The organism is Paenibacillus phocaeensis, from assembly GCF_900021165.1.
Classification (GTDB): Bacteria; Bacillota; Bacilli; order Paenibacillales; family Paenibacillaceae; genus Fontibacillus; species Fontibacillus phocaensis.
Map to the genome: position 1 here is coordinate 233,422 of NZ_FCOQ01000018.1, position 22,202 is coordinate 255,623.

At 55.6% G+C, this 22,202-nt stretch carries 24 protein-coding genes; 18 read left to right on the forward strand and 6 right to left on the reverse strand.

The features are described from left to right. Positions 1–179: 179 nt before the first annotated feature. Entirely contained in the window at positions 180–1,238 is a 1,059-nt protein-coding gene (locus tag BN3795_RS11175; protein ID WP_068784756.1) for an LLM class flavin-dependent oxidoreductase, read from the reverse strand. A 453-nt stretch (positions 1,239–1,691) separates the two neighbouring features. Between BN3795_RS11175 and BN3795_RS11180 the strand changes: the two genes are divergently transcribed. Continuing rightward, positions 1,692–2,657, forward strand: coding sequence for an aldo/keto reductase (locus BN3795_RS11180; protein WP_110945176.1), 966 nt, complete (start codon positions 1,692–1,694; stop codon positions 2,655–2,657). Between the two features lie 362 nt (positions 2,658–3,019). Here BN3795_RS11180 and BN3795_RS11185 read toward each other — a convergent pair whose 3' ends face one another. Together BN3795_RS11185 and BN3795_RS11190 are read right to left on the reverse strand one after the other, a co-directional pair. Then, on the reverse strand, positions 3,020–4,303 hold the full coding sequence (locus BN3795_RS11185; protein ID WP_068784757.1) for a glycoside hydrolase family 27 protein: 1,284 nt from the start codon (positions 4,301–4,303) through the stop codon (positions 3,020–3,022). Between the two features lie 277 nt (positions 4,304–4,580). Next, the gene (locus tag BN3795_RS11190; protein ID WP_068784758.1) at positions 4,581–5,561 is read right to left on the reverse strand and encodes a glycoside hydrolase family 43 protein; all 981 of its coding nucleotides are present in this window, start codon (positions 5,559–5,561) and stop codon (positions 4,581–4,583) included. Positions 5,562–5,795: 234 nt separating this feature from the next. Here BN3795_RS11190 and BN3795_RS11195 point away from each other — a divergent pair, with 234 nt between their 5' ends. Continuing rightward, positions 5,796–7,016 (forward strand): oxalate decarboxylase family bicupin, encoded by a 1,221-nt coding sequence (locus BN3795_RS11195; protein WP_232729908.1) that lies wholly within the window; start codon positions 5,796–5,798, stop codon positions 7,014–7,016. Here the strand turns inward: BN3795_RS11195 and BN3795_RS11200 are convergent. From BN3795_RS11200 to BN3795_RS11210, 3 genes are all read right to left on the reverse strand, one after another. After that, positions 7,013–7,387, reverse strand: a complete 375-nt coding sequence (locus BN3795_RS11200) for a hypothetical protein (RefSeq protein ID WP_068784759.1) — start codon at positions 7,385–7,387, stop codon at positions 7,013–7,015. The genes BN3795_RS11195 and BN3795_RS11200 overlap by 4 nt on opposite strands. A 2-nt stretch (positions 7,388–7,389) precedes the next feature. Continuing rightward, on the reverse strand, positions 7,390–7,989 hold the full coding sequence (locus BN3795_RS11205; RefSeq protein WP_068784760.1) for an ImmA/IrrE family metallo-endopeptidase: 600 nt from the start codon (positions 7,987–7,989) through the stop codon (positions 7,390–7,392). Between the two features lie 114 nt (positions 7,990–8,103). Then, positions 8,104–8,457 (reverse strand): helix-turn-helix domain-containing protein, encoded by a 354-nt coding sequence (locus tag BN3795_RS11210; protein ID WP_068784761.1) that lies wholly within the window; start codon positions 8,455–8,457, stop codon positions 8,104–8,106. A 294-nt stretch (positions 8,458–8,751) separates the two neighbouring features. On the opposite strand from BN3795_RS11210, the gene BN3795_RS11215 reads away from it, so the two are divergent. The 16 genes from BN3795_RS11215 to BN3795_RS11285 all read left to right on the forward strand — a co-directional run bounded on the left by BN3795_RS11215 (position 8,752) and on the right by BN3795_RS11285 (position 22,199). Beyond that, positions 8,752–9,246, forward strand: a complete 495-nt coding sequence (locus tag BN3795_RS11215) for an ArpU family phage packaging/lysis transcriptional regulator (RefSeq protein WP_068784762.1) — start codon at positions 8,752–8,754, stop codon at positions 9,244–9,246. Positions 9,247–9,444: 198 nt separating this feature from the next. Further along, on the forward strand, positions 9,445–9,603 hold the full coding sequence (locus BN3795_RS25870; protein WP_232729909.1) for a hypothetical protein: 159 nt from the start codon (positions 9,445–9,447) through the stop codon (positions 9,601–9,603). After that, a complete protein-coding gene (locus tag BN3795_RS11220; RefSeq protein ID WP_232729910.1) occupies positions 9,600–10,109 on the forward strand; it encodes a hypothetical protein in 510 nt (169 codons plus the stop codon). The genes BN3795_RS25870 and BN3795_RS11220 overlap by 4 nt, the downstream gene beginning before the upstream one ends. A 100-nt stretch (positions 10,110–10,209) precedes the next feature. Next, on the forward strand, positions 10,210–11,667 hold the full coding sequence (locus BN3795_RS11225; RefSeq protein WP_068785359.1) for a phage tail sheath family protein: 1,458 nt from the start codon (positions 10,210–10,212) through the stop codon (positions 11,665–11,667). Between the two features lie 34 nt (positions 11,668–11,701). Beyond that, entirely contained in the window at positions 11,702–12,118 is a 417-nt protein-coding gene (locus tag BN3795_RS11230; RefSeq protein ID WP_068784764.1) for a phage tail tube protein, read from the forward strand. 318 nt (positions 12,119–12,436) lie between these two features. After that, the gene (locus tag BN3795_RS11235; protein ID WP_068784765.1) at positions 12,437–12,919 is read left to right on the forward strand and encodes a phage tail assembly chaperone; all 483 of its coding nucleotides are present in this window, start codon (positions 12,437–12,439) and stop codon (positions 12,917–12,919) included. A gap of 586 nt (positions 12,920–13,505) precedes the next feature. Continuing rightward, entirely contained in the window at positions 13,506–15,077 is a 1,572-nt protein-coding gene (locus BN3795_RS11240) for a hypothetical protein (protein ID WP_068784766.1), read from the forward strand. A 19-nt stretch (positions 15,078–15,096) separates the two neighbouring features. Further along, positions 15,097–15,738, forward strand: coding sequence for a LysM peptidoglycan-binding domain-containing protein (locus BN3795_RS11245; protein ID WP_068785360.1), 642 nt, complete (start codon positions 15,097–15,099; stop codon positions 15,736–15,738). Next, a complete protein-coding gene (locus BN3795_RS11250) occupies positions 15,735–16,742 on the forward strand; it encodes an XkdQ/YqbQ family protein (RefSeq protein WP_068784767.1) in 1,008 nt (335 codons plus the stop codon). Before BN3795_RS11245 ends, BN3795_RS11250 begins: the two co-directional genes overlap by 4 nt. 13 nt (positions 16,743–16,755) lie before the next feature. Beyond that, positions 16,756–17,133, forward strand: a complete 378-nt coding sequence (locus BN3795_RS11255) for a hypothetical protein (protein WP_408635032.1) — start codon at positions 16,756–16,758, stop codon at positions 17,131–17,133. Continuing rightward, on the forward strand, positions 17,126–17,587 hold the full coding sequence (locus BN3795_RS11260; RefSeq protein ID WP_068784769.1) for a DUF2634 domain-containing protein: 462 nt from the start codon (positions 17,126–17,128) through the stop codon (positions 17,585–17,587). Before BN3795_RS11255 ends, BN3795_RS11260 begins: the two co-directional genes overlap by 8 nt. Then, positions 17,587–18,705 (forward strand): baseplate J/gp47 family protein, encoded by a 1,119-nt coding sequence (locus BN3795_RS11265; RefSeq protein WP_068784770.1) that lies wholly within the window; start codon positions 17,587–17,589, stop codon positions 18,703–18,705. Before BN3795_RS11260 ends, BN3795_RS11265 begins: the two co-directional genes overlap by 1 nt. Positions 18,706–18,784: 79 nt before the next feature. Further along, positions 18,785–19,324, forward strand: a complete 540-nt coding sequence (locus BN3795_RS11270) for a YmfQ family protein (RefSeq protein WP_068785361.1) — start codon at positions 18,785–18,787, stop codon at positions 19,322–19,324. Next, positions 19,314–20,486 (forward strand): phage tail protein, encoded by a 1,173-nt coding sequence (locus BN3795_RS11275; protein WP_068784771.1) that lies wholly within the window; start codon positions 19,314–19,316, stop codon positions 20,484–20,486. Before BN3795_RS11270 ends, BN3795_RS11275 begins: the two co-directional genes overlap by 11 nt. A 218-nt stretch (positions 20,487–20,704) precedes the next feature. Next, entirely contained in the window at positions 20,705–20,995 is a 291-nt protein-coding gene (locus BN3795_RS11280) for a hypothetical protein (protein WP_068784772.1), read from the forward strand. Positions 20,996–21,266: 271 nt separating this feature from the next. Next, positions 21,267–22,199, forward strand: coding sequence for a peptidoglycan recognition protein family protein (locus BN3795_RS11285; RefSeq protein WP_068784773.1), 933 nt, complete (start codon positions 21,267–21,269; stop codon positions 22,197–22,199). Positions 22,200–22,202 lie beyond the last annotated feature (3 nt).

The following is a 22,202-nucleotide window of genomic DNA, read 5'->3' on the forward strand; positions in this document are numbered from 1 at the left end:
GCTGCAATAGAGTGTCTCAGCGTCGTTAGAATTTCGATAACGTCAAATTTGCCATCATAGCGTTTCTCATCAGCGTTAGAGGTCATTCCCGTATCGACGGCAAGAAAAGAGGCCGGAGCGTCATATGCTCCGGCCTTGTTGTTGGAATTTACGGCACGACGTTCCTATTCGGTTAAGGGTTAGGATTTCGCCGTATATTTTCGGATCGCCGGCAAAATTTCCGTGCCGATCAGTTCGATATTCCGCTGCAGCCGGTCAAACGGCATGCCGCCGAAATCGATTTGGGCGATATATCGCTGATGCCGGAACATTTCATGCTGGTATAAAATCTTTTCGATAATTTGCTGCGGGCTGCCGACATTTATGATATGGTGCGGATCTCCGCCCTGCATAAAAAGCGGCTTGTAAAAACCTTGACCGTTTGTTTTTTTCATGCCCTCGTTAATGTAAGGATACAGTTCCTCCAGCGCTTGCTGCGAGGTTTCGGCAGCATTGAAAAAACCAGCGGTCGCGATAGGCAGCTCGGCCGGATTATGGCCCGCCTCGCTTGCGGCCTGCCGATAGGCGTCAACCGTCGGTTTGAAGGCCGAGGCCGGACCGCCTAAATGCGCCATGAACATGGGAACGCCGGCGGATCCGGCTTTGATCGCGCTGGCCGGCCCTCCGCCGACCGCCCGCCAAATCGGCATGGAGCCGGTTTGCGGCCGGGGAAGGACCTTGGCATGATGCAGCGGGGCGCGGTATTCGCCTTCCCAGTTGACGACTTCCTGCCTGTTGATTTGCTGCAAAAGCTCAAATTTCTCTTCGAATAACTCCTCGTAATCGCGAACATCGTAACCGAGCAAACGGAACAGACCGACCCGGGAGGCGCGGCCCGCCACGATTTCCGCCCGGCCGTTCGAAATCAAATCGATCGTCGCAAAATCCTCGTACACGCGCACCGGGTCCGATGTACTGATAATCGTCGAGGAGCTGCCCAGCTTGATGTTGCTCGTGGCTTGGGCGATCGCAGCCAGCACCACGGTATGCGCTTGCGTTGCAAAATAGTCCTGATGGCTTTCCCCGACACTAAAAAAATCAAGGCCCGCCTGTTCGGCGAGCTTGGCGTATTCGATGATTTGCCGGACCCGCTCCTGCGCCGAAATCTGCTGCCCCGTATGGGGATCGGGCAAATGGTCGCCCAACGTGTATATCCCAAACTCCAATCCTTTGCCAGGATCGATGCGGTATTTTTCCATAGGTTCCTTCACCTCTGTTGTTTGATGGTGATTCGTATTCTCGTCTTTATTATATTACAGTTACACACTTTTAGTAAGTGTGATTCCTTATGAGAGGTGATGCCAATGCTGTCAAGCGGGTTACCCGGATTTCTTTACGTGCCTCCGATGAGAATGAAAAGCACGTGCTGACTTGCGATATCCATTCCTTGACTTTTACGACGGATCATCCCGATCTGCATCTGTGTATTTACACCCCGGTGCCGGAATAACGACATACGGGGAGGGCCTCTAGGGTGTGCTGCCCTAGCTCAGCCCTGAGCGTTAGTTCGCCCCGAGCCTGTTAATGCCGTTACTAGCATAAGCGTACTGTGGCTGCTCCCGGAGCCGTGTTTTAGAATAAGATTGTACTTAAGCGATGAAGCGATCCATATTCAAATCTGTGGAAAAGAGGGGACGATCATGGGAAATATGATCACGAAAAGGAAACTCGGGAGTCTCGGGCTTGAAGTGTCGGCCCTTGGCCTTGGCACGATGATGATGCCGGACAACGAAGAATCGGTGCACACGATTCAAGGCGCGCTGGATCTGGGCGTGACGATGTTCGATACGGCGGACATTTACGGCGGGCAACTTACGGAAAGAAATTTCGGCGGCAATGAGCGGCTGGTCGGTCGGGCTTTAAAAGGACGCCGGGACCAAGCCGTGATTGCGACGAAATTCGGCATCGTCTCGCTGGACTTGAAAGCGCATGGACATCCCGCTTACGTCAAAAAATCGGTGGATGCCAGCCTTCTGGCGCTTGGCACCGATTATATCGACCTGTATTATCAGCACCGCATCGATCCGAATACGCCGATTGAGGAGACGGTCGGCGCCATGGCCGAGCTTGTTCAAGCCGGGAAAATACGCTACATCGGCCTGTCGGAAGCGACGCCCGAGCAGATTCGCCGCGCCCATGCGGTACACCCGCTCACTGCGGTGGAAACGGAATATTCGCTGTGGAGCCGCGAAGTGGAGGACGAGGTGCTGCCCGTTTTGCGCGAACTCGGCATCGGGTTTGTTCCGTACAGCCCGCTTGGCCGCGGCTTCCTGACCGGGCAAATCCGCAGTTTCGACGATCTCCCGGAAAACGATTATCGCCGTTTTTACCCCCGTTTTCAGGGCGAAAATTTCGCCAAAAATCTGGAGCTCGTCACTCTGATCGAAACGTTCGCCGCACGCAAAGGCTGCAAACCGTCTCAACTGGCGTTAGCTTGGCTGCTTGCCCAGGGCGAGCAAATCGTTCCGATTCCCGGGACGAAACATCTTGACCGCGTGCGGGAAAATCTCGGCGCACTGGAAGTGACGCTTTCCGCGGAGGAACTGGCGGAGATCGAACGCATATCGCCGAAAGGGGCCGCAGCGGGAGCGCGCTACCCATCCTTCGCGCAGGCTTGACGCCGCCGGGATTTGCGATGAACTGAACCCGGAAGGACGACCGGTAGGATCCACAGCAAAGTGGGGATGGGTGCTTATCCCGGAAGAGCAACGGGAACGTTTCATCCTCTAACGCTGGCCACAGAGCTTATATTAGCCGAAATCATCGTTTTTCGATTTTAACGCTTGCCACAGAGCTTATTTCTACTTTTTTGCTACCAAACCACGGTTTTTTGCTGCAATAGAGTGTCTCAGCGTCGTTAGAATTTCGATAACGTCAAATTCGCCATCATAGCGTTTCTCATCAGCGTTAGAGGTCATTCTCGTATCAACGGCAAGAAAAGAGGCCGGAGCGTCATATGCTCCGGCCTTGTCGTTGGAATTTATGCTAACCGATAAAGGCGAACTCCGTGCGGCGGTACGGTGGAACGAAGCCCGCCTTCCGTGGTAAGTTCGGCGGGGGTTCCGCTCCATAACTCGGTGCCTTCGGACACGCCCGGAAGTCCGAGTTGCTCCAGGCAGAGATCCAGGGGCAGGGGGTGCTCGCCGAGGTTGAATAGTGCAGCATAACGTGAACCTTCCGGATGTTCGGCCGTCCACACGATGAGATCCCCTTGCCGAATAACTTCCCTCGCTCCGCAGCTCTCCCTGTGCATGCGCAGCACCTCCTGGTTGGTCAGCAGCGAGAGGGTCCATTCGTCGCAATCCCGCAGTTCCCCGCCAAAGATAAGCGGGGAGCGGAAGATGCTCCAGAGCGACATCATCGTCAATTGTTCCTCTCGCGTGAACCGGGTCCAGCGATCCGCCCCGCCGCCATCCACTGAGCGTATCCCAATGTGACCCAGCGGCAGCATGTCGCAGTCCGGCCACGAACCGGCTTGCGGTATGCCCTGCCAGGTGCGGCAGCGATCGAACATGTCCCGCAGAAGCGGCCACTGGTCCCAGAAATCGTCCGTCATCCGCCACATGTTGGCATGCTCGGCGAAGAAAGCCGAGGATTCCACTGGAGCGGGTCCGGGAGATAAGCTTAGGACCATAGGCCGCCCGCAGCGTTGAATGGCAGTGGAGATCATCGCGATTTCCGGGTGGTGGGTGCCGTATAGCTTGGAAGCCGCGATATCGTCCACTTTTACCAGGTCAACCCCCCACGAGGCATACAAGGCAAAGAGCGAATCATAATAGGCTTGCGCCCCCTCTTTTGAAGCATCCACGCCGTACATATCTGTATTCCAGGGGCAAATCGAGTTCGTATGCGCAATGTCACGCGCTGTCGCGGTTGTGCCCTTAATCGGCGTTGCGGCATGAACGGCCTGCCGCGGGATTCCGCGCATGATATGAATGCCAAATTGCAAGCCGAGGCGATGTACATCGTCCGCCAAGGGCTTGAATCCTTGCCCGCCAGCCGCGGAGGGGAAGCGATTCACCGCCGGCATAAGCCGGGAGTAGCCGTCCATCTCGAGCGGAACAAACGGCCGATATTGCGAGGAATGGGCCCCCGGTTCATACCATTGAATATCGACGGTGATATAACTCCAGCCAAAAGCTTTGAGATGCTTCGCCATGTACTCTGCGTTGCCCCGAACCTCTTCTTCCGTGACGGCGGCACCGTAGCAGTCCCAGCTGTTCCAGCCCAGCGGCGGAGTAGGTGCAACAAGCTGATGGTTCATGTCATTAGCTCCTTTACGAATGATTAATATAACGGTTCATGTTCATCATAATGATAAGGCCCGGCTATTTCCAGTGAAATTGGACCCGATCGTCGGAATCATCATTGGCATCATTTGTGAGTTGTAAAAAGACACCGAATCGATCTTTTTGCAATGAAACAGGTTCGACGATGTCACATGGGCATTCAGCTGAATCTGTTCAAGTCCTCCCAATGCGTGTGTGAAAAAAAAGAGCGCCAACCGACTTCAACAACCGGTTGGCGCTCTCTTGTTGCTACTATTTGTACGGATCTATCGTCTGGATCGTGCCGTCCGGGTTGTAATGCAGCTCGGTGTATTTCACGCTGCGCTTGTGGTTTACGCCTCCGGATAACGAGCTGTCATGATAGAACAGGTACCATTTGTCCTGGAATTGCACGATGGAATGGTGCGTGGTCCAGCCGATGACCGGCGTCAGGATCTTCCCTTTAAAGACATAAGGACCTTGCGGATTCTTACTGATTGCATAAACAAGCGTATGGGTGGTTCCCGTTGAGTAGGACAGGTAGTAATAACCCTTGTATTTATGCACCCAAGGTCCCTCGAAATACCGGCGGTCCTCGTCCCCGGCCAACAATGGATTTCCGTCTTCATCCACGATGGAGATCTCCTGCGGTGCCGATTTGAAGCTGAGCATGTCGTCGCTCAATTCGGCAAACTGCGGCCCAAGCGCCGGCGCATCCGGTGCCGGTCCTTCGGCATCGGGCTTAAAGGTACCGGTTTGCCATTTCTCCAACTGACCGCCCCAAAGTCCGCCGAAATACATATAAGCGCGGTTATCGTCATCGACGAGGACGGCCGGATCGATGCTGAAGCTGCCGGGAATGTAGCTTTCTTGCGGCGTGAACGGACCCGCAGGCGAAGAGCTGGTAGCTACGCCGATGCGGAAGATGCCCTCTTTGTCCCGTGCAGGGAAATAGAGGTAATACGTATTGTTCTTATATGCCGCGTCCGGGGCCCACAGCTGCTGGCTGGCCCACGGAATATCCCGCAAATGCAGAACTTCGCCATGGTCGACGCATGGGGAGTTGAAATCGTCCAGCGAGAGAACGTGGTAATCTTCCATCGCGTATTGGTCTCCGTTATCGTTATCGGGACCGTTGTGATCGAGGTCATGGGAAGGATAAATATAGATCTTGCCGTCGTACACATGAGCGGATGGGTCTGCCGTAAAAATATGCGTAACCAGCGGTTCATTCGGACGTACAGGTTTTTCCACAAGGATTCCCCTTTACCTAGTTAGTTTGTTTACTGAACTTACTAACTTTAATTATACAGAAGCTTAGGCAACTATCAAGCACTTCCCTCTATTTTCTTCGAAATCGTTGGATTTTATGGGAAAACGGACGGGTTTGCCGGAACATATTTCGGCTGTTTGAGGAATAGGATCACTGTATCATTATAATATGGAAAAAATTAACATAAGCATGTCCAGAAGGAGGAGTGATTGTTAATGACGGATCATTTGGATCCATCCGCTTCCAGACAACCGGAAAATCAAGCCGCCGGGGCGTTAACCGTGCCGGAACCGATTCGCGACGACGGCAGCGGGGCAACCGATACGGGGCCAAGAGACGTAATGCGGGATCGCGAGAATCCCGATATGCTGGTTCCCCCGGTCACCGATAACGGGTTGATTCCGAATCTGAAGTTTTCTTTTTCGGATACGCATATGCAGTTGAATCACGGAGGATGGTCGCGGGAAGTTACGATTCGGGAGCTGCCGATCGCGACAACGCTGGCGGGAGTGAACATGCGTTTGACACCGGGGGGAGTGCGGGAGCTGCATTGGCATCAGCAGGCGGAGTGGTCGTTCATGATCTCGGGCAAAGCCCGGATCACCGCGGTGGATCAGGACGGACGTAATTTTATCGCCGATGTGGGCGTGGGGGATTTGTGGTACTTTCCGCCGGGGATCCCTCATTCGATTCAAGGGCTGGAAGAAGGTTGTGAATTTCTGCTTGTGTTCGATGACGGACATTTCTCCGACCTGAACACTTTGTCGATTTCAGACTGGTTCGCCCATACGCCCAAAGAGGTGTTGTCGGCGAATTTTGGCGTACCGCGCAAAGCGTTTGACCATATTCCCGGGAAACAGGTGTACATCTACCAGGATCGCGTCCCGGGGCCCATCGCCAGCCAGAGGGTGACTTCGCCGTACGGAGAAATTCCCCTCAGCTTCAAGCATAGCCTGCTGGCCCAGAAGCCGATCAAAACGCCGGGCGGGACGGTGCGGATCGCCGACTCCACCAATTTCCCCATCGCCAAGACCATTGCGGCCGCCCTTGTGGAAATCAAGCCCGGCGCTATGCGGGAATTGCATTGGCACCCGAACAACGATGAATGGCAATATTACTTGTCAGGGAAAGGGCGCATGACGGTGTTCGCCGGAGGCGGCGTCGCCCGCACCTTTAACGTCAGGGCAGGGGATGTAGGTTATGTCCCGTTTGCTTACGGCCACTATATTCAGAATACCGGCAACCGCAGCATCTGGTTCCTGGAAATGTTCCGCAGCGACCGGTTCGCGGATGTGTCGCTGAATCAGTGGATGGCGCTGACGCCGCGCGAGCTGGTGCAGGACAATCTGCATGTCGGCCCCCTGTTAATGGATGCGCTGCGGAAGCAGAAGTGGCCGGTGGTGGAATACGACCGCCCTCATCAACCACGCACCTAGCTGAGGACTTCCTCGACATCATCCATCTGAATCACCAGGCGCTGGATGTCGTCCGCATCGCCGCAGCGGGCGGCGATTTGCGGAAGACGAATGCCGAGAACCCGCCGGGATTGCACCGGCACCGGATATGACGGATCCAGCTCCAAGCCGCCGGATGGGGGAAGCGGTTCTTTGGGGCGCACCAGGTCTTCCAGCAGGACGGATACGCCGGGCAGATCCCCGAAGTCTTCAGCTGTGAAGGGTTCAAACGGGCCGGACACCGGAAGGTATAAAGTCTTCGACCAATCCAGCTCCCCGGCCCGGGTATCGACAATCAACTGCAGCGGACGGGTGGAATCCGTGTAAAAATCGCAATAAGCCGCAATTCGCATCGTCATCGCCCTCCCTGTCCGCCGATTTGTCGTTCCAGCTGGGACAACATCCGGCGGGTCTCTGGTGACCAGCTCCGTTCCGCTTCGCGCTGGCGGCGAGCCGTTTCCTGGGCTGCTGCGATCAAGCTGCCCTGCAGCACGCGCCGCTGAATTTGATCCAGCCGCTGCTCGGCCAGCTCTGGAGGGACGCGGAATTGCTCGGCGATATAAGCCACCGCCTCGCTGCGATGATCCGGCACCGGCAGCTTGGCGAACATATAAAAGGGGATGGCGGCGTAGAGCACGAACTGCTCGGCTTCGGTCTCCTGGGCATGCAGGAACAGTTCCGTCATTCGGCGCTGATCCCCGGCATGGCGCAACACGTGGCATAACTCATGATAGAAAACGACCCGGGCTTGGACCTCTTCCATATGCTTATTCAGAAAGATCACGTTCTCCTCATTATCCGAAAAGGAGGGGAAATCTCCGTAAATCAACCCGATGCCAAAAGCCATGGCGATTCGCTCAATGTCCAGATCGGAAGGTGCGGAGATCCCGTGGTCGAGATATTTGCTATTCATCCACTGTTCCAGATGGGTCTCATGATAATAGGCGTACAACATCCAATTCACCCCAAATCAGAATGTATGTTCGGTTTATGGTCCGAAATAAGGGCCCTTCGAATCAGGGCCATATTGCACGTATAGATTAGGTTGGTTCATGACGAGCATGACGAGCTACTTCGTTTCGTCCCCGTTCAGCAGCTTCTTCTTTTGCTCCCGATACGCTCTCAAAGCGGCTTCCATCATGGCGATCTCATCGGCCGTATACGCTTCGGGACCGCCGAAAAAAGACAAGCTCATGCCTTTCTCCGCAGCGGGAGACGGGTCGAGCGTCCGGCCCAGCAAGTAATCCGCACTGGTATCCAGAGCATCGACGATATTGCGCAGTACCTCCGGATCCGGCTTCCGGTCGTTCGTCTCATAACGTGACAATTGCACGACCGAAATGTCCGCTTGGGAGGCTAAGTCCTTTTGCGTGAGCTGACGTAGTTCACGAAGATATTTGATCCGATCGCCTAGCGTTTGCATGACTACTCCTCTTCCTTGCCTTTTCATTTAATATAGCACAAGTTGCCAAATCGGTAAAGTGGAGATGAAACAATGGGAAGATTTCGTTGTTACCATAGTGGTAATAATTCGGCTTGACATTACCGAAATGGCAACATATAATCAGGTTACGGTTACCAAATTGGTAAAAAAGAGGAGGTGCAAGCGGCGCAAGGGAAGTTGGACCCGGATTCACGCTTGGACAAGCAAGGTGGTTAATCGAAGAACTTGTTTTGAATTTGCCAAATCGGCAATGAAATAGAGGAGGGACATGATATGGGGAGAAGACGCATTCATGTGTATCATGCTTTATTCGACACGATGCCGGTGGACGAAGCAGCCACTCGAGCTGCAGTAGAGAAGCGGTTGGAGGAAGTCAGGCGGTACCGGCAGATCGGATGGATTCGCAAGGAAGCGTTCATCACATCAGGATATGAGCCGAGGTTCCACGGCGCTACCCACGCGGTAAGCCAACCGACGGAACGGCTGGCGATCGGGAACGTGGATAAGGAAGCGGAATTGCTTCGCAAATCGGAGCTGCTGGACCTCGCGATGGAGAGACTGTCGGAGGAGCAGCGGGAGGTGATCCGGCGAAGCTATTTGGATCAGAAAGCCGAATACGATTTCGTCAGCTGCGGCGAAATGGGCATCAGCGACCGGACGTACCGCCGCATCAAAGCCAGCGCGATCCGCCTTCTGGCGGCGGCGATGAGGCTGGAGGTTTACGAGGTCAAGGAGGAGAACCGGGAGACGAAACAGGGAGTCGGCTGAGAGCCGGCTTTTTTTGCAGCTACAGTGAGCGAATGCTGTCCGATAGCTGTCCGGTGAGTGTCCGTCACCTGTCCGTTCGTTTGGTTTCCTGCATGTTACATTGGTAGTGTGGAAAAGGAAAAGTTAATGATCCCGAGTCAAACCGATGAGAACCGCTGAGATCTTCAGCGGTTTTTGCTTTGGGAAGGAGGAGTGACGATGCGAAGCAAGAACAAAACGCCGCCCTATCCAACCGAACCCCAGTGGGTGCAGCCGACGCGTTGCCAGGGCTGTATCTGGGGGCGGCTGGAGGGAACGAAGCAGTTCTGCAGTCTGCCGCGCTGTATGCATGGCGATTTCATGCTGGAGAGGAGGTGATTGCGATTGCAGAGGAGGAGATGACCGGGGCATCGGAACCGGCGCCGATCACCGGCGACCCGTGGATGACGGGATTGGCCGAATGGTCGTTGGCGGCGCTAGGCCCGGAGTGGAGAGCCTACTGCGGGATGTGGCCGCCGGATGCGGCCGCGCCAGCCGTGATGTGGCGGATGATCGGCATGGACGTGCGGGCGCTGGGCCCGTCGTCTTATGAGGTGCAGAAGCGGATGACGGCTTTTATTCTGGCGGAAGACGCGGACCGCGAGCATGCGGCGATGCTGCGGCTGCTGGAAGCGCTCGGCACGGCGGTGAAAATTCCGCTGGACGCCGCGGCCAAGCGATATCTGCGCGTTGCCAATCCGAAGATGAGCCTGCCGCCGGAAGGGGCGGCGGGGAGCGAGACGGTGCAGGGGCCGCTGACCGTCACATTGATCCGGCGGACGTCGAAGCCGGCGGTGGACGCGCCGCTGATGCAGTCGGTTTTTTATCAAGCGAAAATGAAATGAACGTTTCCCCCGGTCATGGGGGGCAGAGCGGAAAGGGATGCAAATCGGCGAGGCGAAACGGCTTGCCGAACCATTTTGGAGGAAGAAGGTGCTGCTATTTATGGCAGGAGGAACATGGAGTGTAACGGATCAGCCGGTATTGCCCGGACTGTATATGAATTTCGTCAGTGCGGCGGGGAATGCGATTCAAGCGGGGGCGCGGGGCGTCGTTGTCGCCCCGGTGAAGGCCCATTGGGGGCCGGTGGGACAATTCGTGGAAGTGGGAAGCGAGGCGGCAATCCGGGAGTTGTTCCGGGAAGACGAATCGGAGGGTGCGACGGCGTTTAGTACGCTGTACCTTGCTTTGTTGGGAGGTCCCAAGAAACTGCTGGCCTACCGGTTGGCCGGGGCTTCCGCTGCGGAGGCGTCGGTAATGCTTCAGGATGCGTCGAACGCCGCAGCGTTACAGGTGAAAGCGAAATATCCCGGCAAACGCGGGAATGACTTCATCGTCTCGATTGGGGCCAGCCTGTCGCTTCCCGGCAGCAAGGAGCTGAAGCTCTATGAAGGGACAACGCTGCTGCGTACGTTCCCGTTGGGCGACGGTTCGACTGTGCAAGCGGCCGAAGCCGTCAACGGCGATCCGGCGAATGCCTGGATCGTTGCCGAAGCGCTGGAGGACGGCGTGTTGGCAGACGTCTCCGGGGCGGCCTTGACCGGCGGGGACAGCGGAATCGCGGGGATCACAAACGCCGAATACGCTTCGGCTCTGTCCGCGTTCGAGACGCAGGACTTCCATGTGCTCACGTTGGACGGTGTGTCGGACGCGGCTTTGCGGACCAGCGTCGTCGCTTGGGTGAAGCGCGTCCGCGGCGAAGGCAAAGGCGTCATCGCCGTGCTGGGCGGATCTGCTGCCGACGATACGGCGGCCGACGCCGTTGCTAAAACGGTGGCGCGCAGCGCCGCCATCGATCACGAAGGCGTCGTGAACGTCGGCACCGGCGCGGTGCTGAACGGCCGGGCGTATTCGTCCGCGCAGGTGGCCGCCTGGGCCGCGGGCTTGATCGCCGGCCAGCCGCTGAAGGCGTCGACGACGTACGCCGCCGCGCCGTTCGACGATGTGACGCGACGCTGGACCCGCTCCGAGCAGGAGCAGGCGGTGCAAGGCGGGGTGTTCCTGCTCGTGCACGACGGCCGCCGGGTGAAGGCGCTGCGCGGCGTGAACAGCCTCATTTCGCCTCGCGTGGGGCAGAACAAAGGCTGGAAGAAGATCCGCAAGATTCGCGTCATGGATCAAATCAACGCGGACCTGCAGCGGACCGCCGAGGATGCCTATATCGGCAAGGTGAACAACACCGAGGAGGGCCGCCTGGCGCTGATCGGCGCCGGAAAGCAATATCTGCAAGCGTTGGCCGCCGAGAATGTGATCGAAGCGACCGGGTTTGATGTGACGCTGGATCCGCGATTTTATGGCAGCGCACCGCAATTCACGCCGGAGGATGATCAGGTGTTCTTGGCTTGGACGGCGGACGATACCGATGTGATGGAGCAAATTTTCGGCACATTTTACGTGCAATAATGGGAATTCAAGTTTGAGGAGGAGGAGTTAACCGATGGCACAATTTCTAGATCCCAGCCGCGTGATGATGGGGACGTTTGGCCAGATTTTTATCGAAGGGGTATGGCAGTCGAACCTGAACCACCTGGAGGCGAGCGTTGAGGCAGAGAAGAAGGAGTTGAACCTCGTAGGCACCGATTATACGGTGTACAAGCTGGGGCGCAAAAAAGGCACCGGCACGATGAGCGGCTATAAGGTCACGTCCGACATGATCGCGCGCGGCTTTCAGAAATTTTCGATCATTCATAAGCTGGACGATCCGGAAGCGTACGGGTTCGAACGTATCCAGTTGAACAACTGTATGGTCGACAAAATCGTGCTGGCGAACTGGACCGCCGGCGAAGAGGTGACAGAGGAAACGCCGTTTACGTTCGAGTCGTACGAGTTGCTGGATCCGATCGTGGCTTCTTGATATAGGGGGCCCGTTTGGCGGGGAACGTGAACGTGGCTAACTTTGGGGATGATGTCCTGTCCCGTGGCCCGACCTAGTTACTAATAGCGGACATTTTGGGCGTTATTTCAGTTTTTTTCTGCATGGTGAATGAAATAGCGGACATTTATGGCTCTATTGTCTGCATAACTGCGGTAAAACGCCTGGACAGCGCTTATTTCGTTCAATTAAGGCCATGAAAGGGTCTTATTTTGCTCAGATGCCGGATTTGGGGTGGAATAACGCCCTTTTGTACCGCTAATGTTCGAACTAAACAGATGTAAGGAGGAGGAAGCGAATATGAGTGAGTATTCATCGATCGATCCGGTGCGCGAGCAGGAAATTTTGGATAGTCTGTTCGAAACTGTGGCGAATTTGCCGGAGGAAGCGGTGTTTATCGGACGCTTGGGATTGCGCGTGACGCTGCGCGGCCTGACGTCCAGTAAAGTGGATGCGATCCGCGAACGTTGCACGGTGCGCAAGACGAGTAAAGGTCAGGTAAGCGAAAAGATCGACAGCGAGCTGTTTAACGCGGCGTTGATTAAGGAAGCGACTTCGATGCTGGAAGTGGTGAAAAAAGCGGAAGGCAGCGATCGCGGCGCGGAAACGCAAAGCGTGAAGCTCAGCGGCTGGGGCGACGAGCGCCTGACCAGCCGGCTGAAGTTGTCCGGCGGAGAAGAAGCGGTCCGCCGCTTGCTATTGGCCGGGGAGCTTGACGCCGTCGGCGATAAGGTGCTGGAGATTTCCGGGTTCGGGGTCGACATCGAAGACGTAAAAAACTAATCAGCTCCGGCGGCATGACGACGCTGCTGTTCCATATGTGGACGCGGCATCATCTGCGCCCCGGGGAATATTGGTCGCTCCCGAAGGGAGAGCGCTATCTGCTGCGGGCTTTTTCGGAAAGGGAGCTGGAGATGTTGTTGTGAGACGCTGGAGTGCCGAGAGATTAAATGGACAAGTGAGTTCGTAGATTTTGCGGGTTTGCGGGAATGGGCTCGATGAACTCTCTATGAACTCTCTATCCCGTCAATGTGTAGTAGGATCAACCGAGCGGCACGATGTCATCGAAATAATGGCCTAGATGCAGTTATTTCCGCGCATTTCCGTCCAAACGGCTAAATAGCTGCGTAGATGCAGTTATTTTCTGAGAATTTAGAGAATTCGGCTGTTTTACTGGGAATAACTGCATGCTCGCAACTATTTTCGGAAAAACCCGATAAATGGGAGAATTAACTGCACTCTGGCTCTTATTTCGGATTTCAGGTGTACTGAGGTTCGGATGCCGAGGGCATTCCAGCAGCAAGTTCCATGTGAGTTCGACAGGACCTCTGCTGACCTAAAACATGGAGAAAGGAGGTAAGCTATAGCTATGGCTGTCAATGAAAAGTCCAAGCCTGATATAGAGATCGACGACGGCAATATCGACAAGACCGAAAAAAAGCTCCGCAGCCTGGACAAGCTGTTGCAGCAAACCCAGCGCCGGGCCAGTCTGCTGGGGAAAACCCGGATCAAACCCATCCTTGCGTTGGACGATCGTTTCATGTCCACCGTCCGAAAGGCAGAGGCAACGTTGGAACGCCTGCACCGAACGACAGCGCAACCTATGGTGCAATTGAGCGATCGCGTCTCGCCTTTGGCATTGAAGCTCCGAACTTCCCTTGGCGAGCTGACGGCTACCCCATGGCAGGTTACTGCTGCGGGGGTTGATTGGGAGGCGGTGGTGGGCGACTCTTTTGCCGGATGGGTAAGCTCTAAGGGGAAAAGCACGCTGGGGCGGATATCCTCGGCGATTGGAGAAGCGCTGGTGTTTACGGGAAAGACTGTAAGTTCTCTATTCGAAACCGGAAGCCAGGGAGCATCGAAGAAGGATAATACCTTGTCAGCGCTGCCCCAGAACAAAGGACCTCTGGAGAGAACGACCGAATCTTTATTGGGCTTCACGAAGGATGTTCGAAAGGATGTATCGAAGGATTACGCCAAAGAGGGCACGAAAGAACTGATTGATAAATACATCTTCAAAAAAGATGAAAAAGACAAGAAGTGCAAATGCGAAGTTACCTGTAATTGCAACTGCGGTTCAGGCGGTGGCGGTTATATTGGCGGAACCGGAGCCAGAGGGAAGCGAACCGGCCGTGCTACAAGGGGACGGAGGCCCAAGAATACGGGTCTCCCGCGAGTGAAATTGCCTAAACCAAGTTCTGGCCGCGGTATCGTTGGCTCTCTGGGGAAAATTGGGGCTGGGATGCTCCTAAGCACAGCGGGAGATTTGTTGGGCGGCAGTGGCCTTCCGGATTTATTGACCCAGGGTGCAGGCTCGGTAGATAAGCTTGGAGCGAAGTTACTAGGCAAAGCCGGGGGGCTGATCGGGAAGATCGGCAAGGGCATCAAGCTTCCGGGGCCGTTAGGTTTACTGTCGAACGCAACTGCAATCGCAACGGCACAGAACAATAAAGAACGTGTAAAGGCAACCACCTCCGCCGTGGTATCTTCGATCGGCGGTATCGTGGGCGGGGCTGTCGGCTCGATTATTCCCGGAGCGGGGACAGCGATCGGGGCGACATTGGGTGCGATGGGCGGTGACTTCGTTGGAGATAAATTGGGTGGGTTTGTGTATAACCTTTTTTCTAAGAAAAAGAAAGCCGCCGACAAGAAGGCAACTCCGAAGGCGTCCCCCTTACCGGTGGGGAGGAGCATGGGCTTATCTTCGGTTCCGCAGCTCGCTCCGAGTTTGTCTGGTATAAATCCGTATGGGGGGAACTCAAACCGTCCGAAGGACAGAGCAAATCCAACCTCTGCAGCGCCTCAGATTAATGTTTCCTTATCCCGGGGGGCGCTTAGCCTCACCGTGAACAAAGACGAGATCAATTACGACGAACTCGCAAAGGCGGCCGGCTGGAAAATCGCCAACGAGGTGCGGTTTGCCATGCAAAATCTGAAGTAGGGGAGGGGAGTGAGTGAGCATGGAAATTCATTTCATCGATGGGGCGGGTCAAGACTTTGTGTTTCCCGTCAACCCGGAGGAGATTACGATCTCGCGGAGCAAAGGCGTGGAGACCGTGAATATCGTATCGCTGGGGGAATACGACTTTCCGGCTGGAGAGAAGGTGAAGGAGATCGCCTTCTCTTCTTTTTTTCCGGCGGCATATGATCCGGGGTATTGCAACTATCAAGATCTCCCCGATCCGCAGGAGGCGATGAACCGATTAACCGCGATGATGAACAGCGGGTCGCCGGTCCGAATGATTATCACGGGTACGGCTGTAAACGTGCTGGTGACAATCGCCGCGCACAACAGCACCTTTCGGGGCGGGGAGCCGGGGGACGTGTACTTCGACCTCACCGCCCGGACTTGGCGGGAGATGAAGATTCACACTCAGGCCGCTGCCGGCGGGACGGCTTCCAACGCCAAATCCGCCCGGCCGGACACGAAGCAACCGGCGAAAACCTACACTGTCAAAGCCGGTGACACGTTGTCCAAAATCGCCAAACTGGAGCTTGGCGACAGCTCGAAGTGGCAGCAGATTTACAGCGCCAACCAAAAAACGATCGGCAAGGATCCGAACCGCATCAGGCCCGGTCAAAAGCTGGTGATGCCGAAGTGAGTTACGAGGTGGTGCTGCAAAACCAATATTACTTGCGGGAAGTTGTGGAGAGTATCTCGCTCAAGGATTCGCTCGAACAGATTTCTTATCAAGGTACGATTGGGCTGAGCATTCCGGCTTCTTTTCCGGGGATCGAACCGGGGCAGGAGATTCGGATCAGCGGCGTCCCGTTTAAGGGGGACAGGAGTAGTGCCGGGGGGCAGGCGGGCGGCGGTGGGATGGTCCCGTTGCTGCATCCGGGCGTGGTGTGGGATTGCTCCAGTACGCTGAAACAGACGAAGCACATGACGGTGACGGTGTATGACCGGACGATTTATTTAGCGAAATCGGAGGATGAGTATCTGTTTCCGGCAGGGGGAACGGCTGCTCAGCGCTTGAAGAAATACGCGGCGGACTGGGGCATTCCGCTCGATGCGGTGCCGGACACGAAAACGAAACTGAAAAAAGCCGTCTATCGCCCGCAAACGCTCTACAACATGATCTTGTCCGACCTCAAGGAGACGGTGAAGGCCGGCGGGGAGATGTACGTTCCGCGGATGACGCCTGCCGGGTTAACTTTGTTCAAGATCGGCAGCAATACTGGGGTCTGGAAGCTGGAGCAATTGGAGGAAGCCACGCAAAACCGCACGTTGGAGGGGGCGGTGACGCGGGTTAAAGTGATCGGGTCCGAGGACCGGGGGGATAGCGCGCCTTCCAAGGTGCTGGCCGTAGCAAGCGGGGAGACTGCCAAATACGGGGTGCTCCAACGGATTATGCAGGACGAGAACGTCAAAACCGCCGGCGCCGCTAAAAAATTTGCCGAGTCGATGCTGACCGGTCAAGCGCAGTCCTACACCGTAACTTGTATAGATCTGAATACGATCCGAGCCGGGGACAAGGTGAATTTTAACGGGCTGAACCTGATTGTGACCTCCGTTTCGCATGAGCTGGGGAACCCCGGGCATATGACGCTGGAGCTGGCAACGATGGACGACGTGAAGAGGAGGTATTATCTTGACCATTGATCCTTATGCGGCGTTGGCCGTATCGCTGCGAGAGAATGTCGCGAAAAGAGCAGCCGAAGCGTTAACCGGCGTGACGGCGGAGCTCGGGACCGTGACGGGTACGGGACTGAAGCTGGACGGCTTCAAGCACGAAATCCAGGAGTACTTGGTCGCGGAGTTTCCGGGGACGCTGAAGCTGCCGGAGTTGAAGCTGACCGGTGGCGTTCGCGGGTTGAGGGATAGCGAGGGCGGCAGCGTGGAGGGCCAAGGGGAGTTTGCGTTCAAGCCCTCGGAAACCGATGACACGGTGTTATCGCTCCGATACAAGCCTGGAGACCGCGTGCTGGCGCTGCCGCTGAACGGCGGGAATGATGCGGTTGTGCTGTGCAGGGTGGTGAGCGGGAATGGCTAATCTTTTTCCGGAGATGGTGGCGGATTCTTGGTCGGCTGTGTTGCCGGACGGGCAGGAGTCGCTTATGGATGCGGTCACGTTTGGTCGAAGCTGGCGGTTCGATTTTGGGGCTGGGGAGTTCGTGATGACGCCGACGGGGAAAATCGCTCTTGCCGACGAAATCGCCGCCTGGAAAGTGTGGTGTGAAAAAGCGATCCGTACCCCACGGTATCGGCACTTGATTTACTCCCGCGCGTACGGTCAGGAATTCGAGTCGTTGATCGGCCAAGGTTATAGCCGGGCCGTTCAGGAAAGCGAAATCCGACGGATCGCGACGGAGACGTTGATGGTGGACCCGCGGACGTTGAGCGTGGACGGGTTTGTTTTTGATTGGCGGGAGGATGGGTGCCGATTTACTTGCCGGGTCAAAAATGTAAGGGAGGACGAGTTACTGGTGGAAGGGAGCGTGACGTGATGGCGGAGTTGCCGCTTTATTTGCAGGATCAGACGGAAGCGCGGATTATGCAGCGAATGCTGGAGCGGGTGCCTTCGGATATCGATAAATCCGAGGGTTCTTTTATTTGGGACGCGGAGGCGCCGGCGGCCTTCATGCTGTCGGAGGCGGCGGCGTGGGCGCAGCAGTTGCTGGCGCGCGGGTTTGCGAGCACGACGTACGGGGAGTATCTCGATCTCCGGGCGGCGGAGCACGGGGTGACGCGGCGGTCGGCCGTGGCCGCAACCGGCGTGGTGCGGTTTACCGGAGAGCCGGCGCGGACGGTGCCTGCGGGGACGGTTGTGGCGACGCCGGCGGACGAATATTCGGCGGAGGCGTCGATGGAATACGAAACGACGGCAGCCGTGACGTTGGATGAGCGCGGCGAGGGGACGGCCCCGATCCGGGCGCTGGTTCAAGGCCGTGCGGGCGTTGTACCGGCGGGCGTCATTCAGGTGATGGCTACGCCGGTCGGCGGCGTGACGGCCGTCACGAACCCGGAGGCTACGCGGGGCGGTGCGGATATCGAGTCGGATGAGCTGCTGTTGGAGCGGTTTTTCTCGCAGGTGCGCAATCAGGGGACGAGCGGGAACAAAGCGCAATACCTGAAGTGGGCCGGGGAGGTGCCGGGCGTGGGCGGAGCCCAGGTGGAGCCGTTATGGCAGGGACCGGGGACGGTCGGCATCTATTTATTGGATGCCGACAAGCGGGCGGCTAGCGAAGAGATCGTTGCCGCGGCGCAGGCCTACATCGATCCGACCCGGGACGGGCAAGGCGAAGGCGCGGCGCCGGCGGGGCCGATCGTCACGGTGATGGCCGCCGAGGAGGTGCCGATCGATCTTCGCGTGAAGCTGACGCTCGCCAGCGGCGTAACGATGGCTGAGGTGAAGAAGAAGATTGAGGAGGGCGTGCGTGCGTATTTGAAGCAGCTGGCTTTTGCCGACCCGTTAGTGCGGTTTACGCGGATTGCCGCGATTCTGCTCGACATTCCGCCGATCATTGACTATGCCGAGCTGACGGTGAATGGCAACGCCGACACCAACCTGGAGATCTACCCGGGCCAGGTTGCCGTGCTGGGGACGGTGGATGTGGATGAGTGAAGCGGTGTTGAGGCGGGCGAGTGAACCTTTGCGGGTTAGCCCGAAGGAGTCCTTGCTGACCAGTCCTCGGGGGTTCGAAATGTTCTCGTATCTCCCGGGTTATTACGAGACCTCCCGAGTCATGCAGGCGGATATGAACGCCAAAGGCGCAGAGATGGACCTGCTGTTCGAGGCGCTGGACGAGACGCTGCAGCAGTTCTTTGTACGCACGGCCACTTGGGGCCTCGATCGTTGGGAGAGCGAGCTTGGCATCGCGACCGACCCCAGTAAGCCGCTCGACCAGCGCCGCGCCGTCGTCGAATCGAAGCTGCGCGGCAGCGGGAAGTTTTCGGGGCGATTGGTGAAGAGTGTGGCGGAGGCGTATGAACGGGGGAGAGTGGAGGTTTCTTTTCAGCCGGGGGAGTGGGGCTTTACGGTCAAGTTTGTGGATACGGTGGGGATCCCGCCGAATCTGGATGATCTGAAAGCGGCTATCGAGGAGATCAAGCCGGCGCATTTGAAGGTAGAGTTTGAGTTTAATTACATGTTGATTAGTGATGTTCACGGAATTTTAACGCTCCATGAACTGGAAGAAATCCCATTAAACCATTTTGCAGGAGGTGATCCGGTTGGCAACTAACACACCGAATCTCAATTTGCTCAAAAAAGACCCTGTAGCCGACGGAAACGAAACATTTAATATTCAGACGATGTTGAATGAGAACTGGGATAAGATTGATGCGGCGGTGGGGGAGGTCAGGGAAGAGTTGCAGGATATCGATATCCCTCCGGCTTCACTAACCGGGCCTGGCATCGTGCAGCTCTCGAACTCCACTAGCGGAAATCGGGAGGACGTCGCTGCAACGGAGAACGCGGTCAAAGCGACCTTTGACACTGCAACAGCGGCACAAACCACGGCAAATGCTGCAAATCTGGCCGCTGCGGCAGCGCAGACTAAGGCAGACCAGGCTTTTCAGCTTGGCAATGAGCGGAAACAGGACGTAGTGGACGCCCTCATTGCCTTGGGAGTATCAGCGTCCATGACAGACAGTTGGGACATACTTACTAGTAAGATGTCTACCGTAATTAAAGCAACTGGGAATGCAGGGACCGAGGATGTGTTAGTAGGCAAGACGTTTAGTAGTGCCAGCGCTAGTAGTTTGATGGGCACGATGCCAAACCAAGGGGCGAAAACATACACAATTAACACACAAGGCGGCCAGTATACCATCCCTGCTGGCTACCATAATGGCGGCGGCAAGATTACTGCTTCCTTTGCTAATCTGGTGACCGAGAATATTAAAAGTGGGGTTAATGTAGGGGGGGTTATCGGGTCTTTGGCGCTGGGTGGCTACGGTGAATTGAATACCAGTTATTCTGGACAAGCACCAAACTCAAGTATATATATTAATGTTTTTGATTTTCCCCCAGGAATTAAGTACTTTTCTATATCCCCTGAAGGACTTAGTTACTTAAATTATGCGTATAAGTATGGTACTCCAAGAATGGCTTTATTTCTGGCCCCAGAACCCGATTTATCTAAGAGTATTTTTACGTTTTTGAGTATCAGTAGTACTCCCGATGCTTCTTTTACTGTTTGTGGCTTGTTCGTAAATCTTATACAAGGTATAGCATATATTTCTGGATACGAAAATTATTCTAACAACATTGTTTATAGACCTATAAGAAAAAATAGTAACTATGACTCATCAAAACCCCAGAAACTAATGGTCTACTTAAGTCAGGATGATGGTGGGAATCCTTATACTGTCAACATAAAAGGCAAGCTACTTTATTGTTAGAATAAGAGCGTGTTAAGATCATTTGAATGCTTAGGTCACAAGACAGTGCAGTAGGAATTCGCGAGTCTCATAAGCGCTTTGCCTGCTTTTTCTCAAGCCTTCGGCTCCCCGAGTGCTTTTAATTACGGTTAAAGTCAGTTGAGTGAGTAAAAATGCATGCGAAGCATAAAACATCCGCTACGCGGGTGGAGAGATTTCCCCCGAAAGAAGGTGTAATCATGGACATTACGATAATCACTGCGGTGACCTCCGTGCTGGCGGCGGTGAGCGGGATTGCGTTAGGGTGGGCGGGGCGCGCGAAGGCGGCGAAGCAGGAGGCTGAGGAGTCGGCCGAAGCGGAGGCTGTACAGCGCGCGGATGTAGAATACATCAAGCGGGGCGTAGACGACATGAAAGTCGAGCAGAAGCTGCAGGGCCAGCGGTTTGAAGCCTTCTCCGAGCGGTTGACGCGCGTTGAGGAATCGGCCAAGCAAGCCCATAAGCGCATCGACCGACTGGAGGAGTCATAGTGATTCTGCGCAATTGAGGGATATGGCGCACCTTGACGCTAACCTGGGCGGGTTATTTTCGTTTTTACGCATCACCTCCCATCCGGAGGCGATACTGTCCCACCCAAGTTCAGTTGCACATGTTAAATTATACCCTGAGTCTGCGATTCTAGCAGGCTCTTTTCTTTTAGCAGCGAGATCCGGCTGACGTGTGCCCCGGAATCGACCAAACAAGCGCACAAGCAGATTGACCAGCCAACAGAATAGTATAAACGGAAGGGGTGAAGCGCATATGAATACTCGAAAGTACCCAATTGAAAGGCGATATGTCGCGATAAGGCCGAATGTAAGGCCGGGGACGAAGTTGTCGACCGGGACACCAGAGTTTTTTGTAGCCCATGACTCGGGAAATCCGGGCGCAACGGCGGATAATCACTATGCCTATTTCAACTCGCAAACGAATCGTTCCGCCTCGGCCCATGTGTTTATCGACGATACGAAAATCCTTGAGATTATACCGACCGGCACGGGTCCCGATCCGGCGGAAAAAGCCTGGCACGTGCTGTACGGGGTCACGACCGACAATGAGTTGTTTGGCTATGATGCCAACGATGCTGCGATCGGGGTGGAATTTTGCTACGGCGGGCGCATAAACTTTACGGAAGCGTACAAGCGGTATGTCTGGTATTTGGCTTATTGTTGCAGCAAATGGAATAAGAATCCTTATGTCTATATCCCGACCCATCGGCAATTGGATCCGGCCCGCAGACAGGATCCCGATAAAGCGCTGGCCACGGGCGGGAAATCATTGAATCAATTGCTGGACGATATCTCGGCTGAACTCAACGTAATGCGCACGCCGGGTCCAACGACGAATGCCAATACGTCCTTTACACCGCTGCCTGCTACCATCGCGCAATCGCTGATCGACAACTATGTATCTCCCGCCTGGTATGCCTCAAAGGCCAAAGGAGATCAGGTGGGGATGACGCATTTTCACAATCTGGCAAACAATCTTCGAGTGGCATCGGGGATTCCGCTGGCCTCTTCAACCGCCCCCGGTCCGTTGATTTCGCTGCCCAAAAGCAATGCGCAGGAAATCATCTTCCGCTGGCTTTCGCCGGCTTGGTTTAAGGCGCGGGATGAGGGGGACAAGGCGCGGGCGCAGCATTTTAACAATCTGGCGAATTATCTGAGGCGCTCAGCGGGTATCCCCGAGCAGTAAGTA

Excerpts from the sequence above, each read along its gene's own strand:
- BN3795_RS11175 (WP_068784756.1), bottom strand. The coding sequence starts at position 1,238 with ATGGAAAAATACCGCATCGATCCTGGCAAAGGATTGGAGTTTGGGATA.
- BN3795_RS11185 (WP_068784757.1), bottom strand. The coding sequence starts at position 4,303 with ATGAACCATCAGCTTGTTGCACCTACTCCGCCGCTGGGCTGGAACAGC.
- BN3795_RS11195 (WP_232729908.1), top strand. The coding sequence starts at position 5,796 with ATGACGGATCATTTGGATCCATCCGCTTCCAGACAACCGGAAAATCAA.
- BN3795_RS11200 (WP_068784759.1), bottom strand. The coding sequence starts at position 7,387 with ATGCGAATTGCGGCTTATTGCGATTTTTACACGGATTCCACCCGTCCG.
- BN3795_RS11205 (WP_068784760.1), bottom strand. The coding sequence starts at position 7,989 with ATGTTGTACGCCTATTATCATGAGACCCATCTGGAACAGTGGATGAAT.
- BN3795_RS11210 (WP_068784761.1), bottom strand. The coding sequence starts at position 8,457 with ATGCAAACGCTAGGCGATCGGATCAAATATCTTCGTGAACTACGTCAG.
- BN3795_RS11215 (WP_068784762.1), top strand. The coding sequence starts at position 8,752 with ATGGGGAGAAGACGCATTCATGTGTATCATGCTTTATTCGACACGATG.
- BN3795_RS25870 (WP_232729909.1), top strand. The coding sequence starts at position 9,445 with ATGCGAAGCAAGAACAAAACGCCGCCCTATCCAACCGAACCCCAGTGG.
- BN3795_RS11225 (WP_068785359.1), top strand. The coding sequence starts at position 10,210 with ATGGCAGGAGGAACATGGAGTGTAACGGATCAGCCGGTATTGCCCGGA.
- BN3795_RS11230 (WP_068784764.1), top strand. The coding sequence starts at position 11,702 with ATGGCACAATTTCTAGATCCCAGCCGCGTGATGATGGGGACGTTTGGC.
- BN3795_RS11235 (WP_068784765.1), top strand. The coding sequence starts at position 12,437 with ATGAGTGAGTATTCATCGATCGATCCGGTGCGCGAGCAGGAAATTTTG.
- BN3795_RS11240 (WP_068784766.1), top strand. The coding sequence starts at position 13,506 with ATGGCTGTCAATGAAAAGTCCAAGCCTGATATAGAGATCGACGACGGC.
- BN3795_RS11245 (WP_068785360.1), top strand. The coding sequence starts at position 15,097 with ATGGAAATTCATTTCATCGATGGGGCGGGTCAAGACTTTGTGTTTCCC.
- BN3795_RS11260 (WP_068784769.1), top strand. The coding sequence starts at position 17,126 with ATGGCTAATCTTTTTCCGGAGATGGTGGCGGATTCTTGGTCGGCTGTG.
- BN3795_RS11265 (WP_068784770.1), top strand. The coding sequence starts at position 17,587 with ATGGCGGAGTTGCCGCTTTATTTGCAGGATCAGACGGAAGCGCGGATT.
- BN3795_RS11270 (WP_068785361.1), top strand. The coding sequence starts at position 18,785 with ATGTTCTCGTATCTCCCGGGTTATTACGAGACCTCCCGAGTCATGCAG.
- BN3795_RS11280 (WP_068784772.1), top strand. The coding sequence starts at position 20,705 with ATGGACATTACGATAATCACTGCGGTGACCTCCGTGCTGGCGGCGGTG.
- BN3795_RS11285 (WP_068784773.1), top strand. The coding sequence starts at position 21,267 with ATGAATACTCGAAAGTACCCAATTGAAAGGCGATATGTCGCGATAAGG.